Annotated in this window: 15 protein-coding genes; 14 read left to right on the forward strand and 1 reads right to left on the reverse strand. The window is 69.4% G+C overall.

The window, feature by feature from the left end; genetic code table 11:
- Positions 1-27: 27 nt before the first annotated feature.
- From ACOOHE_RS12930 to ACOOHE_RS12960, 7 genes are all read left to right on the forward strand, one after another.
- Positions 28-1,602, forward strand: a complete 1,575-nt coding sequence (locus ACOOHE_RS12930) for a hypothetical protein (RefSeq protein ID WP_420454498.1) — start codon at positions 28-30, stop codon at positions 1,600-1,602.
- A gap of 2 nt (positions 1,603-1,604) precedes the next feature.
- Positions 1,605-2,039, forward strand: a complete 435-nt coding sequence (locus ACOOHE_RS12935; protein WP_420454499.1) for a hypothetical protein — start codon at positions 1,605-1,607, stop codon at positions 2,037-2,039.
- Positions 2,036-2,443, forward strand: a complete 408-nt coding sequence (locus ACOOHE_RS12940) for a hypothetical protein (RefSeq protein WP_420454500.1) — start codon at positions 2,036-2,038, stop codon at positions 2,441-2,443. Before ACOOHE_RS12935 ends, ACOOHE_RS12940 begins: the two co-directional genes overlap by 4 nt.
- A gap of 306 nt (positions 2,444-2,749) precedes the next feature.
- The gene (purF, locus tag ACOOHE_RS12945) at positions 2,750-4,264 is read left to right on the forward strand and encodes an amidophosphoribosyltransferase (RefSeq protein WP_420454501.1); all 1,515 of its coding nucleotides are present in this window, start codon (positions 2,750-2,752) and stop codon (positions 4,262-4,264) included.
- Positions 4,265-4,389: 125 nt separating this feature from the next.
- Positions 4,390-4,626, forward strand: coding sequence for a CopG family transcriptional regulator (locus tag ACOOHE_RS12950; RefSeq protein WP_420454502.1), 237 nt, complete (start codon positions 4,390-4,392; stop codon positions 4,624-4,626).
- Positions 4,626-4,889 (forward strand): type II toxin-antitoxin system RelE family toxin, encoded by a 264-nt coding sequence (locus ACOOHE_RS12955; RefSeq protein ID WP_420454503.1) that lies wholly within the window; start codon positions 4,626-4,628, stop codon positions 4,887-4,889. Before ACOOHE_RS12950 ends, ACOOHE_RS12955 begins: the two co-directional genes overlap by 1 nt.
- A gap of 562 nt (positions 4,890-5,451) precedes the next feature.
- Entirely contained in the window at positions 5,452-5,670 is a 219-nt protein-coding gene (locus ACOOHE_RS12960; protein WP_420454504.1) for a type II toxin-antitoxin system HicB family antitoxin, read from the forward strand.
- Between the two features lie 252 nt (positions 5,671-5,922).
- Here ACOOHE_RS12960 and ACOOHE_RS12965 read toward each other — a convergent pair whose 3' ends face one another.
- A complete protein-coding gene (locus ACOOHE_RS12965; RefSeq protein ID WP_420454410.1) occupies positions 5,923-7,080 on the reverse strand; it encodes an IS481 family transposase in 1,158 nt (385 codons plus the stop codon).
- 666 nt (positions 7,081-7,746) lie between these two features.
- Here ACOOHE_RS12965 and ACOOHE_RS12970 point away from each other — a divergent pair.
- From ACOOHE_RS12970 to ACOOHE_RS13000, 7 genes are all read left to right on the forward strand, one after another.
- The gene (locus ACOOHE_RS12970; RefSeq protein ID WP_420454505.1) at positions 7,747-8,019 is read left to right on the forward strand and encodes a DUF4160 domain-containing protein; all 273 of its coding nucleotides are present in this window, start codon (positions 7,747-7,749) and stop codon (positions 8,017-8,019) included.
- Positions 8,020-8,117: 98 nt separating this feature from the next.
- Positions 8,118-8,378, forward strand: coding sequence for a DUF2442 domain-containing protein (locus ACOOHE_RS12975; RefSeq protein WP_420454506.1), 261 nt, complete (start codon positions 8,118-8,120; stop codon positions 8,376-8,378).
- A 195-nt stretch (positions 8,379-8,573) separates the two neighbouring features.
- Positions 8,574-8,786 (forward strand): DUF433 domain-containing protein, encoded by a 213-nt coding sequence (locus ACOOHE_RS12980; RefSeq protein WP_420454507.1) that lies wholly within the window; start codon positions 8,574-8,576, stop codon positions 8,784-8,786.
- Positions 8,779-9,123, forward strand: coding sequence for a hypothetical protein (locus ACOOHE_RS12985; protein ID WP_420454508.1), 345 nt, complete (start codon positions 8,779-8,781; stop codon positions 9,121-9,123). Before ACOOHE_RS12980 ends, ACOOHE_RS12985 begins: the two co-directional genes overlap by 8 nt.
- Before the next feature lie 58 nt (positions 9,124-9,181).
- Entirely contained in the window at positions 9,182-10,681 is a 1,500-nt protein-coding gene (locus ACOOHE_RS12990; protein WP_420454509.1) for a Na+/H+ antiporter NhaC family protein, read from the forward strand.
- The gene (locus ACOOHE_RS12995; RefSeq protein ID WP_420454510.1) at positions 10,674-11,861 is read left to right on the forward strand and encodes a trans-sulfuration enzyme family protein; all 1,188 of its coding nucleotides are present in this window, start codon (positions 10,674-10,676) and stop codon (positions 11,859-11,861) included. Before ACOOHE_RS12990 ends, ACOOHE_RS12995 begins: the two co-directional genes overlap by 8 nt.
- A gap of 504 nt (positions 11,862-12,365) precedes the next feature.
- A complete protein-coding gene (locus tag ACOOHE_RS13000; RefSeq protein WP_420454511.1) occupies positions 12,366-14,567 on the forward strand; it encodes a DUF5916 domain-containing protein in 2,202 nt (733 codons plus the stop codon).
- Positions 14,568-14,664 lie beyond the last annotated feature (97 nt).

Raw genomic sequence — 14,664 nt, forward strand, 5'->3', positions numbered from 1 at the left:
TCGCGGCTTCACACCGTCTCCCCCCGCGTGGCTGACACCGACTCACCCGCCGCCCCCGAGCGCGGCGCCTGGAACTCCAAGCTCGGGTTCGTCCTGGCCGCCAGCGGCTCGGCCATCGGGCTCGGCAACATCGTCTTTTTCACGTCGAACGCCTACCAGTTCGGCGGCGGCGCGTTCTACCTCCCGTACTTCATCGCGCTGTTCGTGCTCGGCATCCCGGTGATGGTCGCCGAGTTCAGCCTGGGCACGATGACCGGCCGGAGCTTCCCGATGGCGCTCTCGAAGCTCGTCGGGAAGAAGGGCGAGTTCGTCGGGTGGTGGTCGCTCGCGAGCGCGCTCTTTATCGTGATGTACTACGTGGGCCTGCTCGGGTGGGCCTTCTGCATGATGGTCGGCGCGCTCGGCGGGCTGATGGAGCCCGGGGCGACGGCCCCGTTCGAGCCGATGCTGGAGCCGACGGCGACGCCGAACGCCCAGGTCTACTTTTTCGGGATGCTCGCCAGCTGGTGGCCGATGCTGGCGGTCCTGGGCGTCTGGGCCATGACGCTCACGGCGCTCTGGCGGGGCACGGAGACCATCGAGCGGGTCGTCCGCGTGGCCGTTCCGCTCATGTGGCTGTTCATGATTGTGCTCATCGTCCGCGGGCTCACGCTGCCCGGCGGGACGGACGGCGTGATGTACCTGTTCACGCCCGACCTCGGCGGCATCTCCCAGCCCGACGTCTGGAAGGGTGCGTTCAGCCAGATGTTCTTCTCGCTCTCGCTCGGGCTCGGGACGATGACGGCCTACGCGAGCTACCTCCCGAAGGACTCCGACCAGGTCACGAACTCGTTCATGGTGAGCCTGCTCAACTGCGGGTTCGAGTACCTCGCCGGGATTGCCATCTTCTCGATCCTGTTCGCGCTCGCGCTGAACCCGGTCGGCGGGACGGTCGGGCTCTCGTTCTTCACCATCCCACAGGGGATCGCCGAGTTCCCGTTTGGGGTCAAGCTGTTCGGGTTCGCGTTCTTCCTGCTCATGGTCATGGCCGGCGTGACGAGCGCGATGTCGATCGTCGAGGGGATGGCGAGCGCGGTCATCGACAAGACCGGGGCCAGCCGCGCGACGGCGCTCGCGATGGTGGCCGTCCCGGGCGTCGTCGGGTCGGTCATCACGACGATGCCGTTCATCGTCGACCCGTCGCTGGGGGGGAACGGGACGGTCGGGTTCAACTTCCTCGACATCCTCGACCACTGGGCGTTCGGGTACAGCCTGCTCACGGTCGGCCTGCTCGAGTGCGTCCTGCTGGGGTGGGTGTTCGGGGCCGGCAACCTCCGGGCGTTCGTCAACGAGCACTCGGCGCTGCGGCTCGGGGGTTGGTTCGACGTGCTGTTGAAGTACGTCATCCCGACCGTGCTCGCGGTCGTGATCGTCTGGAACCTCTGGCTCGACCTGTTCGGGGAGGCCGGGCTGTACGGGTCGTCGTACCCGCTCGGGCCGGTCGCGTGGTTCCCCGTCGTGATCCCGCTCGTCTGGATCGGCGGGACGCTCGCGATGGCGTCGTTCCTCACCTCGCGCGCGTCGGCCGAGACGCCGGCCGAGCCCGTCTTCCCCGCCGTCTAGCCATGCGCCCGCTCCTCCTCGCCGCCTTTCTCGCGGCCCCGTTCCTCGCGGCCCCGCTCGCGGCCCAAGACGTCGTGAGCATCACGCCCGACCAGCCCACACGCGGCGAGACCGTCACGGTCACGTTCGACGCGCCCGCCGACTCGGTCACGGTGACGTACCGGCCCGGGGCCATCACCGCGACGACGGAGACGTTCACGCCGGGCTCGACGACGTTCGAGTTCGAGCCCTCGCGGGCCGGCGTCGTGTCCGTGGCCGCCGCTGGCGGGACGGGCCGGAGTCTGTCGGTCCGGTTCCGGGGCGCGCCCCTGAGCGGGATCGTGGTGATGGTGCTGGCCGGCCTCGTCCTGTTCGGCGGGGCGACCCTCGCGCTCCGGGCCCTTCTCTCGGACGGGCACCGGATCGAGATGGACCCGACGGCGATGCCGGACACGTGAGCCGCGCGCTCGCCCTCGCGCTCGTGCTCGGCGTCGGCGCGAGCGCCCAGACGCCGGCGGACCCGCCCGTCCGCTACGAGACCGTCCGGCTCGACGGCGCGCTCGCCGAGCCGGCCCGTCCCCACCCGGAGACGCCGCCGTCCGACGACTGGCTCGGGCGCGACAAGGCGCTCCACGCCGGCGGCTCGTTCCTGATGACGCTGGCGGGCCAGTACGTCCTGACCGACAAAGGCACGCTCTCGAATGCCGAGGCGCTGCCGATCTCGGCGGGGGCGACGCTGGCGCTCGGGCTGGCGAAGGAGGTGATGGACAGCCGGCGCGAGCGGCACCCCCACTTTTGCTGGCGCGACTTGGTGGCCGACGCGGTCGGCGTGGGGCTGGCGGTGGCGGTGGTGGGGCTGTAAAACGGCGGGCCGAGATGCTAGGCCTCAGGCCCTTCGTGCCGGGTCGCTCGGGATGTGGTCTCACCTGCCGATCCGTACGATCCGATCCATACGTAGGGGCACGCCGGTGGCGTGTCCTCGTCCCATCGCGATCGTCACGGGCACGCCACCGGCGTGCCCCTACGCCCACCCCCCTGTCGGTTGGGTCCGACCTGCAAAACCCGTTCAACCTGAGCTCCGCCATTTCCCCGTCCCCATTTCCCATTTCCCGCGAGCGGAGCGAGCCCCCTTGCCGTTAACCTGTCCCTCCGTCCTCCCCCCGCTCCCGTGGACAAAGCGCGCGACCACTGCGGCATCTTCGGCGTGTTCAACCACCCCGACGCCGCCCGGCTGAGCTACTTCGGCCTCCACGCCTTGCAGCACCGCGGCCAGGAGTCGGCCGGGATCGTGACGAGCGTGTACGACGAGGTCAAGAAGCGCCGCGTGATGCCGGTGCTCAAGGACTTCGGGCTCGTCTTGGACGTGTTCGCCGACCGGGCCCGGTTCGACGACACCCTCGTCGGCGACGCGGCCATCGGCCACACGCGGTACTCGACGTCGGGGAGCGCGACGAACCCGGCCAACATCCAGCCGTTCGTGGTCCACGACCGCGAGGGCCACTTCGCGCTCGCCCACAACGGGAACCTCTCGAACGCCCGGGCCATCCGCGAGCGCCTCGTTGAGCGGGGGACGTTGTTCAGCTCGTCGTCCGACACCGAGCTCATCCTGCACCTGGCGGCCCAGAGCCCCGAGGAGGGGCCGGTCGCCCGGATGGTCGACGCGCTCCACCAGTGCGAGGGCGCGTTCTCGCTCGTCATCCTGACCGACGACGCGCTCATCGCGGCGCGCGACCCGAACGGGTTCCGCCCGCTCGCGCTCGGCACGCTCCCCCCGGCCGACGGCCGCGAGCACCCGGCCTGGATCGTGGCCTCGGAGTCGTGCGCGTTCGACATCGTCGGGGCCGAGTACGTCCGCGACATCGAGCCGGGCGAGATCCTGGTCATCGACCGGGCCGGCGTCGAGCGCGTCGGGGCCGGGGGCGATTTCAACGGGGTCTGCATGCCGCGGACGCACGGCGTGAGCCAGTGCGTGTTCGAGTACGTCTACTTCTCCCGGCCGGACTCGAAGGTGTTCGGGGCGACCGTCGACAAGGTCCGCCGGAAGATGGGGAAGCGGTTGGCGCACGACGCGCCGGTCCCGCTCGTCGAGAAGGGCGACGGCAAGCGGCCCATCGTGATGTCGGTCCCCGACTCGTCGAACACGGCGGCCATCGGCTACGTCTCGGAGTCGAACAAGATGGGCCACCGGTGCAAGCTGGACATCGGCCTGATCCGGAACCACTACGTCGGGCGCACCTTCATCTCGCCGGGCCAGTCCAGTAGGGAGCAGCGCGTGCGGACCAAGTTCAACCCGGTCGCGGGCGTCTTGAAAGACCGGATCGTGGTGATGGTCGACGACTCGATCGTGCGCGGGACGACGGCCCGCCAGCTGGTCAAGATGGTGCGCGAGGCGGGCGCGGCCGAGGTCCACTTCCGGTCGGCGAGCCCGCCGGTCCGGTGGCCGTGTTTCTACGGGATGGACTTCCCGTCGCGCGAGGAGCTGGCGGCCAACAAGCACGGGGCCGTGGACCGGATCGCCGAGTGGCTCGGGGTCGACTCGCTGGGCTACCTCTCGGTCGAGGGGATGCTGGCGGCGGTCGAGGAGGCCCACGAGAGCCGCGAGCGGTACTGCCACGCCTGCTTCTCGGGGACGTACCCGGTGCCGATTGAGACGGGGGTGGTCAAGGAGGAGAACGACTGGTAGCGGGCCCCTTATCCCGGGTCCGTCCGGCCTGGCGACTCGGCGCGGCACAACTTCTGGTTCGCGCGCTTCTTGAAACTCCGCAATAGCTTGTAGCGTCTTGACGTCATAACGTCTCCGCCCGAGCCATGCCTGCTACCCGTCCCAAGAGGGCCACCGTCTACTTCGACTCCGCTCTCCACAAAGCGCTTCGCCTCAAAGCGGCCGAGACCGAGCGCTCTGTCTCCGATGTTGTAAACGAAGCCGTCCGCGTGCTCCTAGCCGAGGACGCCGACGATCTCGCCGCCCTCCGGGACCGCGCCGCTGAACCGACGGTGTCGTTCGAGTCGTTTGTCCGCGATCTCAAAGCGGAAGGCGCCATCTGATGCCGAGCCAGTACCGGATCGAGATTAAGCGGAGTGCGGCCAAGGAGATCCGAGCCATCAGTCGGAAGAAGGACCGCCAGCGTGTGGTCGACCGGATCCGAGCACTGGCCGACGATCCCCGCCCGGCCGGATGTACGAAGCTGTCGGGGCAGAGCGCCTACCGGGTTCGTCAGGGGGAGTATCGGATCATCTACACCATCGCCGACGACGTGCTGCTCGTCGAGGTAGTGAAGGTCGGCCACCGTCGCGACGTGTACCGGTAGCTCCGCGCTCGGGAAGCGCTCGAACCCGCCGCTGCAGGCCGACGAAGGGCGTCAGCGTTCTTGCGTTGTCCATGCTTCGGCGTATCCTGCGCTCCGCCGCGCCGCCCCGCTCGGTGCCCTTTGCGGCTGAGCGGCCCTCTGTTCTACCGCTTGGAGAACACTCCGCCAACCCGCAAACCTTCCCGAGATGACCAACGACAAGTGGAACCGGATCGCTCTCTTCCTCCTCGGTGCGGCTGTCGGCGTAGGCCTCTATGGCGTGTTCTCCGACTCAGACGGATCGGACACAGCCGTCCTAGTCTTGACCAGCCTTGGGTTTCTGTGTGTCGCACTCGGTCAGAGGGGTAAGGTCAACCAATGAGGCAAGCGGTAGAACCCGCCGCTGCAGGCCGACCGAAGGCGTCAGCGTCCTTGCGCTGGGCGGGGCGGCGGCGCATCTTGCGCTCTGAATAACCACTCCGCCCTCAGCCCTCTGCGGCTGAGCGGCTCTCTGTTATAGAGCCTTCGAACCTCAAGGCGAGCCAGGCGTCTACAGATCGCAAGCCAACCAAGTCATTAAGCCATGAAGCACGAGTTCGCCGCCGTCATCGAGCGAGACGAAGACTGGTTCATCACCTACGCCCCCGAAGTCCCTGGTGCCAACGGGCAAGGTCGGACCCGCGACGAAGCGCTCGCCAGCCTTTCCGACGCCATCGCGCTGATCTTGGAAGACCGGCGGGAGGACGGTCTGCGCGGGGTCCCCTCGGAAGCCGAGCGGACGACGGTTCTGGTAGCGGCGTGAAGCTGAACGCGCTCCTGAAGCACCTCCGCCGTCATGGGTGCCACCTGAAGCGAGAGGGCCGAAGTCACTCGCTCTGGACCAACCCGGCGACTGGGGAGACGGAAGCGGCCCCACGTCATCGGGAGATCCCGAACTTGCTGGCGCACAAAATCTGCCGGGGCCTGTCGGTTCCAGAGATTGGGCGGTAGTGCTCTGTAGGAGCCGGGGAGATAGGTAACAGTTTAGACCGGGCACATCGGTAACACTTTCGGCTCAAGCTACGGCGGCCTGAAGCTTGAAGTCGCGCTCGTCGAGCCGCGCCAGCAGCACGTCGTAGAAGTAGACCGACCACACCCCGTCGTCTACCTCCTCGAAGGCGATCCACTCGTGCCCGAGCGCTTGGCTGATGAAGAGCTGCTGCCGCTTCCACTTGTAGGTGCCACACTTCGAGACCCACCGTACCTCGAAGTGCGCCGGATACTCCGGCTCCGATAGCGTCTCGGGCAGTGCCCGCTCGGAGCGGCGGTAGTGCGAAGCCGGGGTGTCGCCGCCGAGTGCCTCGTGGGGGCGCTCTTCGTTGAACTCCGCGCGGAAGCCGTCGAAGCGATCCTGTTGCTGCTCCCGATTCCGCTCGGGCGGGCGCGTCGTCTCTGCCTTGAGGTCCCTGTGCATCCGCTCGTGTCGACCATTCTGCTGCGGGCGGCCCGGCTCGATGCGGTGGTGCGTGATGCCCAGTTTGATCCACCACACCGAGAGCCGGGAGAGGCCGCAGAGCGCCTGTGTAGCGAAGGGGACCCCGTTATCGGTGCGGATCGCAGATGGGAGGCCGTAGGTGTGGAAGAGCCGCTCGAACTGCGCCTTCGCCCCGTCCTGCTTGACCGACGGCAGGCCCGTGCAGCCGAGCACGTAGCGCGAGTGCGCGTCGGCCACCGTCAGGGGGTAGCAGTAGAGGCCGTCGAGCGTCTTGAACTCGCCCTTGAAGTCGGCGCTCCAGACCTCGTTCGGAGCGGTGGTAGTCAGCGGCACCGCCCCCGGATGCCGCGCCGTGCGCCGCCGTCGGCGTGGCTCGACCAGACCATGGCGCTTGAGGATGGTCCCGACCGTCGAGGGCATCGGCAGCACGAGGGCGGGGTGACGCGGGGCGAGGTAGTCGAGGAGCTTGCGTGGCCCCCACCGTGGGTGCGCCTCCCGGCAGGCGACGAGGAGAGCCTCCACCTCCGGCGGGGTCTGGTGGGGGCACGTCTTCGGGGCGCGGTTCTGATCAGCAAGGCCGTCGAGGCCGCCCTCCTCGAAGCGGCCGAGCCACTTGTAGCCGGTCTTGCGGCTGACGTTGAAGCGAGCGCAGAGCTCGGTCATGGAGTAGAGGCCCTGCTGATGGGCGAGGACGAAGCGGGCGCGTTCGGTCATGGGGCAGGTCTTTATCCAGGGCATAGCGCATCGGGGCTGGTGATGGACTATGCCGGTGAACGGATCTGTTACCCATGTTGCCGGTCAGAAGTGTTACCCATGTACCCGGTCCGTACACCAAAGCGGGCTAACCCGCCGCTGCAAGCCGACACAGGGCTCGGGCGTTCTCGACTCGTCCGACCGCCTGCTCGGTTCGGCTCGCGTGTTGCCATAGCAACGACCGTGGCTGCTAGCGTTGGGAGAGCCGCGCTCGGATTTGCGTTGTGGCTTCCGCTTGGAACGAGGATTGTCAATGCTCGTCGCGAAAAGTCAGCGCCACTGTAGATGACAGCGACCCAATCCTGACACTGAGCGCGCAGGTCGAGTACGTCGAGATCGCCGCGTAGAGCTGGACTGCTGGGCGACACCGGGCCGTACCGGCGGCTTGGTTTCGAGTCTGGAGAAGCCACGTCGTCGGCCGGAGGTGCCGGTCGGAACGGGCGTGGCCAAGGAGGGGACCGACTGGTAGCGGGCGCCTGTCTCGGATTCGCCCGACGTTCAGGTCGGGTCACCGAACTCGCCGTGGCAGGTCGTTGACGGCGTCAGTGTGCTTGGCTGGCGCCAACGCTCGTGTCATCTCGTTCGCCTGACCTCGTTCACTCGCTCGGCTCGTCACCCTCTTGGTATCCTGAAGGACCCAACGTCCCGCTTGTGCCCCGCCTCTCTGAGTTCTTCGGCATTGCGGTGTACCTCTACTGGAGCGAGACGGGCCGGCACAACGCCCCCCACTTCCACGCGCAGTACGGCGGCGACGAGGCCGTCTTCTCCATCCCCGACGCGGAGATCTTGGCGGGCACGCTCCCGCGTCGCCAGGTGCGCCTCGTGCAAGCGTGGGCGGAGCTGCGGACCCACGAGTTGGAACAGGCGTGGGCTCGTGCCGTGAACAACGAGCCACCCGGCACCATCCCGCCCCTGAAGCGATGAGCGAGACCCTACCGCCCCCGCCCCCCCTCCCCACAGGAAAGCCGAAGCCGGAGTGGGCCTGTGACCTCCCCGATACGACCGAGGACGGGGACCCCATCGTGTACGGCCCGCGCCCGCTCGCCCCCCGCGTCGAGCGCGTCGAACCTCTCGCCGAGTACGCGCTCCGCGTAACGTTCGTCACGGGCGAGGTGCGCCGGGTCGAGTGCCGGCCGTTCCTGGAAAAGGGCGTGTTCCGCCGCCTGAAAGACGAGGACGAGTTCCGCCGCGTCGAGCCGATCAACGGGGGTGGGGGCATTGGATGGGCGTCGGGGGCGGACCTCTCGCGAGACACGGCGTACTCTGTTGGGAAGCCCGCATGACGAGCGTCTCCGCTCCCCAGGACCGGGGACGGTGCCAAACAGGATCGTGGTGCACCGGCGACGAGTCGGCCTGGAGTCTTGAGGAGCCGAGCGCAGGGGCCGCACCGTCTGTCGAACGGACCACCGGCGGCGCGTGAGTCGGAACGGGACGGGGCCCGGCGCTAGCTTCGGGCCTCCCCGACTTCCTACCCAGCCATGCGTTTCGACCAAGTCGTCTCCCGGGACCCCGACGTCGTCAGCGGCGCCCTCGTCTTTGCAGGAACGCGGGTCCCCGTGCAGACGCTGATCGACTACCTCAAGTCCGGAGAGACGCTCGACCGCTTCCTCGACGGGTTCCCCTCCGTCGCGCGTGAGCAGGCCGAGGCGTACCTCGAGCTCACGATGGCCGAGGCGGGCGCTCATGCCTGACCCGACCCGCCAGGTCCTCCTGGACGAGAACGTGGACCGACTGCCCAAGCCGCTGTTCGACCCGGACCTCGACGTAGTGACAGTCCGCGAGCACGGCTGGGACGGTCTCAAGAACGGGGCCCTCCTCCGAGCTGCGTCAGGCGAGTTCGACGTGTTCGTCACGGTGGGTCGGAACCTCCAGCACCAGCAGAACCTCAGCGTGCTCGACCTGGCGGTCGTCGTCATCCGGTCGGTCAGCAACGCTTTCAAAGACGTGGCGCCGTTGATGCCGGCCGTCAACGAGGCGGTTCGGAGGGCACATCCAGGCGCTGCAACGGTCGTGAACGAGCGGGGCTGAGGAGCTGCGAGACGAGACGAGGCCCGGCGCTAGCTTCGGGCCACCTCTCCCCCGCCCCATGCCGCCCGCCCCGCCGACGGACCGCGACGCCCCGGCCGTCGACGCCCCGGCGCCCTCCGTCACGTTCGGGCAGGCGCTCGGGCCGATCCTGGCGCTGCTCGGGCTCGTCGTCTACGGGCTGATCCTGCGGCCCCAGGTGTTCGGGCAGCCGGCGTTCCCGCTCGAGGTCGTGTTCGTGCTCGCGGCGACGGTCGCCGTGACGGAGTTGCTGGTGCTCGGCCACCGCTGGGACGCCATCCTCGCCACCATCGTCGCCAAGCTGGCGCGGGCGCTGCCGGCGTTCTTCATCTTCTTCGCCATCGGGCTCATCATCGGGAGTTGGATGGTGTGCGGGACGATCCCGATGCTGGTCTATTATGGGCTCCAGCTGGTCCACCCGTCGGTGCTGTACCTCAGCGCGTTCCTGGTGCCGGCCGTGTTCTCGACGCTGACCGGGACGTCGTGGGGCTCGGCAGGGACGGTCGGCGTGGTCGTGATCGGGATCGCGGGGGCGATGGGCGGCCACCTCGGGATCACGGCCGGCGCCGTCGTCGGCGGGGCGTTCTTCGGTGACAAGCTCTCGCCGCTCTCGGACACGACCAACATCGCCGCGCTCGCGGCCGACGTGACGGTCTACGAGCACATCGGGTCGATGCTGTGGACGACGGTCCCGTCGGCGCTCATCGCGTGCGCGACGTTCGCGGTCCTGGGCGTCACGGTCCCCCCCGCGATCACGGCCGGCAGCCTGGAGTCGCTCCGGCCGTTCATGGACGCGCTGGACTCCATCTTCGCCTTCAGCCCGCTCCTGCTGATCCCGCCGGCCCTCGTCCTCGCCGGGTCCGTCACTCGGAAGCCGACCGTGCCGACGCTCGTCGTGTCGGCGCTAAGCGCGTGCGGGCTGGCCCTCGCGTTGCAGCCGTTCACGCTCGCCGACGTGATGCAGTCGCTCTACCGCGGCTTCGACACGTCGATGGCGCCGTGGGCGACGGGCGTCACGGACCAGGTCACGACGCTGCTCGACCGGGGCGGGCTCTACGCGCTCATCGACGCCATCGTGATCGCGATGATGGTGTTCGTGTTTATCGGGGCGATGGAGCACGTCCGCGCCATCGACACGGTCGTGAACCGGGCGTTCCGGTTCGCCCAGACGCGGCGGGCGACGGTCCTGTCCACGCTCGCCGCCGCCGGCGTCACGAACGCGCTGACCTCGAACCAGTACGCGACCAGCTTCATCGTGGCCGACGCCTTCAAGGCCAAGTACGACGCGCTCGGGATCTCGCGCCGCGTCCTGTCGCGCTCGCTCGAAGACACCGGGACCATGATCGAGAGCGTGGTCCCGTGGACGCCGACGGCCGTGTTCATGGTGGCCACGCTGGGCGTCCCGTTCGCGGCCTACGCGCCGTGGCAGATCTTCTCGCTCGCCAACCTCGCCGTGGCCCCGCTGCTCGCGATCCTCGGCGTCGCCCTGTTCCCGGCCGACCCGCCCCGCACCGCGCTGGCGGACGTCGCCGATGCCTGACCTCCGCCCCGAGACGCGCCTGATGCACACCGGCGACCGCGAGTCGCCGCACGGGGCCGTCGTGCCGCCGCTGTACCAGAACTCGCTGTTCACATTCGAGGACTGGGACGCCATCGACGCGGCCTTCGACGACCGCACGAACGCCTACCTCTACTCGCGCCTGGGCAACCCGACGGTCCGCCTGGCCGAGACCAAGATCGCCGGGCTGGCCGGCGGCGAGCGGGCGCGGCTCTACGCCTCGGGCATGGCCGCGATCTCGGCCGCCGCGCTGCACGGTCTGAGCGCAGGCGACCACGTCGTCGCGGTGCGGAACGTGTACGGCCCGGCGAGCACGTTTTTCGATGGCTACCTCCGCGAGAAGATGGGCGTGACCACCACGTTCGTCGCGGGCGACGACGTCGGACAGTTCGAGCACGCGATGACGGAGCGGACAGCGCTCATCGTGTTGGAGAGCCCGTCGTCGGCGGTGTTCGGATTGCAGGACCTCGCGGCGGTCGCGGCGCTGGCGAAAGCGCGCGGCGTCCGGACGATGATCGACAACACGTGGGCGACGCCGCTTTTTCAGAAGCCGCTGGCGATGGGCGTCGACCTCGAAGTCCACTCGTGCTCGAAGTACCTCGGCGGCCACAGCGACCTGGTCGGCGGCGTCGTGATCGGGAGCGCGGACGACCTGACGTCGATCTCGGTCCGCGAGACGGAGCTGTTGGGCGCGACGATGGCCCCGTTCGAGGCGTGGCTCCTGACGCGGAGCCTGCGGACGCTGCCCGTCCGGATGCGCCAGCACGAGTCGAGCGGGCTCCAGGTCGCGCGGTTTCTAGAGGGCCACCCGCGCGTGCGGATCGTCCGCCACCCGGGCCTGGACAGCCACCCGCAGCGGGCGCTCGCCGAGCGACAGATGACGGGCACGACCGGCCTGATGGGGTTCGCGCTCGACACCGACGACCTGGCGGCGATCAAGCGGTTCGTGGACGGGCTCCGCGTGTTCCGGATCGGGGTGAGCTGGGGCGGCCACGAGAGCCTGGTCTACGCGCCCGTCATCAGCATGCTCAAGGAGCTGTCGCCGGAGCGGTTCGCGGCCCTCGGCATCGTGCCGGGCGACGTCCGGATCTCGGTCGGCCTGGAGCACCCGGACGACCTGGTGGAGGACCTGGACCAGGCGCTGGCGCTGGCGCGGATGTAGCGGAGGGTTGGGGGTGTGGGAGGAAGGGGCCGGTGACCGGGGTCAACTTGCGCCTCGCCCCAGGGCGGGCGGACTCTCCCGATGTGTCATCCTGAGATGATGTTTGGTGAGGCACCATCGTCCCCTATGAGGTCCCCTCTCCCCACGGGAGAGGCCCGGTGAGGGGCCGGCGCCGTTTCGACCGGCCTCCCGCTCCGTCTCGACCTCCCCCCTCACCCTCGCCCTCTCCCCCCAGGGGGTGGAGAGGGGACGGTTCCCGCTCGCCAAACGGCTTCTGAACGGAGCGAAGGGCTCAGCACGAGCCATCGAGCCCGTCGGCACCGTCGCTTACGGGCTGGCGACTCCGCGTTGAGATCCTTCGCAGGCTCAGGATGACACATCGGAAGGAAGCGCTCGCTGGAAACAAGGGGTTCGACTCGTGCCCCAGTCCGATGTCACTTCCACACCCCCACACTCCCCACTCCGCCCCTCTCCGGTAGCTTGCGAATCCACCCCGCCGCCCCCATGCTCCGGCCGCTGCTCGCGCTCGCCCTCGCTGCCCCACTCGCGGCCCAGCCCGGCACGGCGCCGACGGTCCCGCCGAGCGACCGCGAGGTGGCCGCCGTGTTCACCGACGAAGCGCCCCGCATCGACGGCCACCTCGACGAGCCGCTGTGGCACCGTGTCGAGCCCGTCCGCACGTTCACCCAGGTCTGGCCCGACACCGGCGCCCCGGCCACCGAGGCGACCGAGGTCCGCGTCGCGTACGACCGGGACCACCTGTACTTCGCGTTCCGCAACCTCGACCGCGAGCCCGACCTGATCCGCGCCCAGAACCTGGAGCGCGGCGGGCGCAACGACCGCGACGACCACGTCTACATCGGGCTCGACACCTACCGCGACGGCCGCAACGCGTACCTCTTCGAGATGAACGCGCTCGGCACCCAGGACGACGCGACCGTCACCGACGAGGGGCTCACGATTGACAGCTTCTCGTGGGACGCCGTCTACCGCTCCGAGACCGTCATCGACGCGGCGGGCTGGTCGATGGAGGTGGCCATCCCGTTCCGCCAGCTCCGGTTCCCCGAGGGCGACGACGTGTCGTTCGGGCTCATGCTCTCGCGGATGATCAACCGGAAGAACGAGCGCGTGATGTGGCCCGAGATCGGGCTCGAGCGCGGGAGCAGCTTCGCGGCGCTCGCCACGGTCTCCCAGTACGGCGTGCTCACCGGGCTCCGGGGGATCGCGCGCGGCCGGAACCTCGAGGTCAAGCCGTACGGCATCTCGGGCGCCCAGCAGAGCCGCCCCGACCTCGGCGCCCCGACCGGCGGCGCTGAGCTCACCGCCGACGCCGGCGTCGACGTCAAGTACGGGATCACGTCCGCCCTCACGCTGGACCTGACGGTCAACACGGACTTCGCCCAGGTCGAGGCCGACAACGTCCAGATCAACCTGAGCCGGTTCGGCCTGTTCTTCCCCGAGAAGCGGGAGTTCTTCCTGGAGCGGTCGGGCCTGTTCGAGCACGGGGCGCCGCGCCAAGCCCAGACGTTCTTCTCGCGGCGGATCGGGCTCGACGAGGACATCCTGGCCGGCGCCCGGCTGACGGGCCAGCTCGGGCCGGTGTCGGTCGGCGCGCTCACCATCGAGACGGGGCCCGGCATGGGCGACCTCCTCGGGAGCCGGTCCACGACGAACACCGTCGTCCGCGCCCGGGCCGACGTGCTGCCGCGAGCGACCGTCGGCGGCATCGCGACGACCCTCGACGGGCCGGACCGGACGAACCGGGCCGCCGGCGTCGACGGCCAGATCCGGTTCGGCGCCAACAGCGTCGTCGACGCCTGGGCCACGCAGGTCTGGGACTCGGACCCGGAGTTGACGAGCGCGGCCGGCCAGGTGCTCGGCCGGCTGGCGACGGACGCGCTCGGCGTCGAGGGCTCGTTCACGAGCATCGGGGCGACGTACGCGCCGGCCCTCGGCTTCGTCCGCCGGCCCGACCAGCGGCGGCTGGCGGCGTCCGCGTTTTACCGGCCGCTCGTGCGGTGGTCGGCGGCCCCGTTCGTCCGCCGCCTCATCGTGGAGACGGCCGGGACGACGGTCTCGGGCCAGGACGGCGATCTCCAGACGACGGAGCTGGCCGCCGGGGTCAGCGCCGACCTGTACCGCCGCGACCGGGTCTCGCTCGGCGTCGTCCGCCAGTTCGAGCGGCTCGACGCGCCGTTCGCGCTGCGCGAGGGCGAGACCGTCGCGCCGGGCGACTACACCTTCGTGCAGGCCGAGCTCAGCGGCGAGACCGATTCGAGCCGGCCCGTGTTCGGCTCGGCGTCCGTCGGCGGCGGCGGCTTCTTCGGCGGCGACCGCGCGGACGTGGGCGTCGAGGTCGGCTGGCGGCAGTCGCGGCACCTCGTCCTCGAAGGCGGCCTCGACCACACGGTCATCGACCTCGGCAACGGCCCCTTCGCCACGACCGTCGGCTCGGTCTCGGCGCTGACCGCGTTCTCGCGGACGCTGTTCGGGCGGACGCTCGTCCAGTACGACAACGTCTCGCGCCGGCTCCAGGCCAACGTCCGCCTCGACTGGATCCACTCGCCGGGCAGCGACCTGTTCGTCGTGTTCAACACGGCCTACAGCCGCATCGACGACGGGGCCGACCCGTTCGACCCGCGCCGGACCGTCGTCCTGCGCGACCGCGTCGCCGTGGTCAAGCTGACGTACCTGGTGCTGATCTAGTGCAGCGTCACAGCAAGTCTGGCGGGTTGGACGTGCTGGATGCGTGATGCGTGATTCTGCGCGTGAGGGTCACGCATCACGGATCACGGATCTGAGC

Origin of the sequence: Rubrivirga sp. (genome assembly GCF_965213695.1) — a bacterium.
Taxonomy (GTDB): domain Bacteria; phylum Bacteroidota; class Rhodothermia; order Rhodothermales; family Rubricoccaceae; genus Rubrivirga.

Coding starts and splice junctions, on each gene's coding strand:
- ACOOHE_RS12965 (WP_420454410.1), bottom strand. CDS start 7,080: ATGCCCTGGATAAAGACCTGCCCCATGACCGAACGCGCCCGCTTCGTC.
- ACOOHE_RS12955 (WP_420454503.1), top strand. CDS start 4,626: ATGCCGAGCCAGTACCGGATCGAGATTAAGCGGAGTGCGGCCAAGGAG.
- ACOOHE_RS13000 (WP_420454511.1), top strand. CDS start 12,366: ATGCTCCGGCCGCTGCTCGCGCTCGCCCTCGCTGCCCCACTCGCGGCC.
- ACOOHE_RS12980 (WP_420454507.1), top strand. CDS start 8,574: ATGCGTTTCGACCAAGTCGTCTCCCGGGACCCCGACGTCGTCAGCGGC.
- ACOOHE_RS12985 (WP_420454508.1), top strand. CDS start 8,779: ATGCCTGACCCGACCCGCCAGGTCCTCCTGGACGAGAACGTGGACCGA.
- ACOOHE_RS12950 (WP_420454502.1), top strand. CDS start 4,390: ATGCCTGCTACCCGTCCCAAGAGGGCCACCGTCTACTTCGACTCCGCT.
- ACOOHE_RS12960 (WP_420454504.1), top strand. CDS start 5,452: ATGAAGCACGAGTTCGCCGCCGTCATCGAGCGAGACGAAGACTGGTTC.
- ACOOHE_RS12995 (WP_420454510.1), top strand. CDS start 10,674: ATGCCTGACCTCCGCCCCGAGACGCGCCTGATGCACACCGGCGACCGC.
- ACOOHE_RS12990 (WP_420454509.1), top strand. CDS start 9,182: ATGCCGCCCGCCCCGCCGACGGACCGCGACGCCCCGGCCGTCGACGCC.
- ACOOHE_RS12935 (WP_420454499.1), top strand. CDS start 1,605: ATGCGCCCGCTCCTCCTCGCCGCCTTTCTCGCGGCCCCGTTCCTCGCG.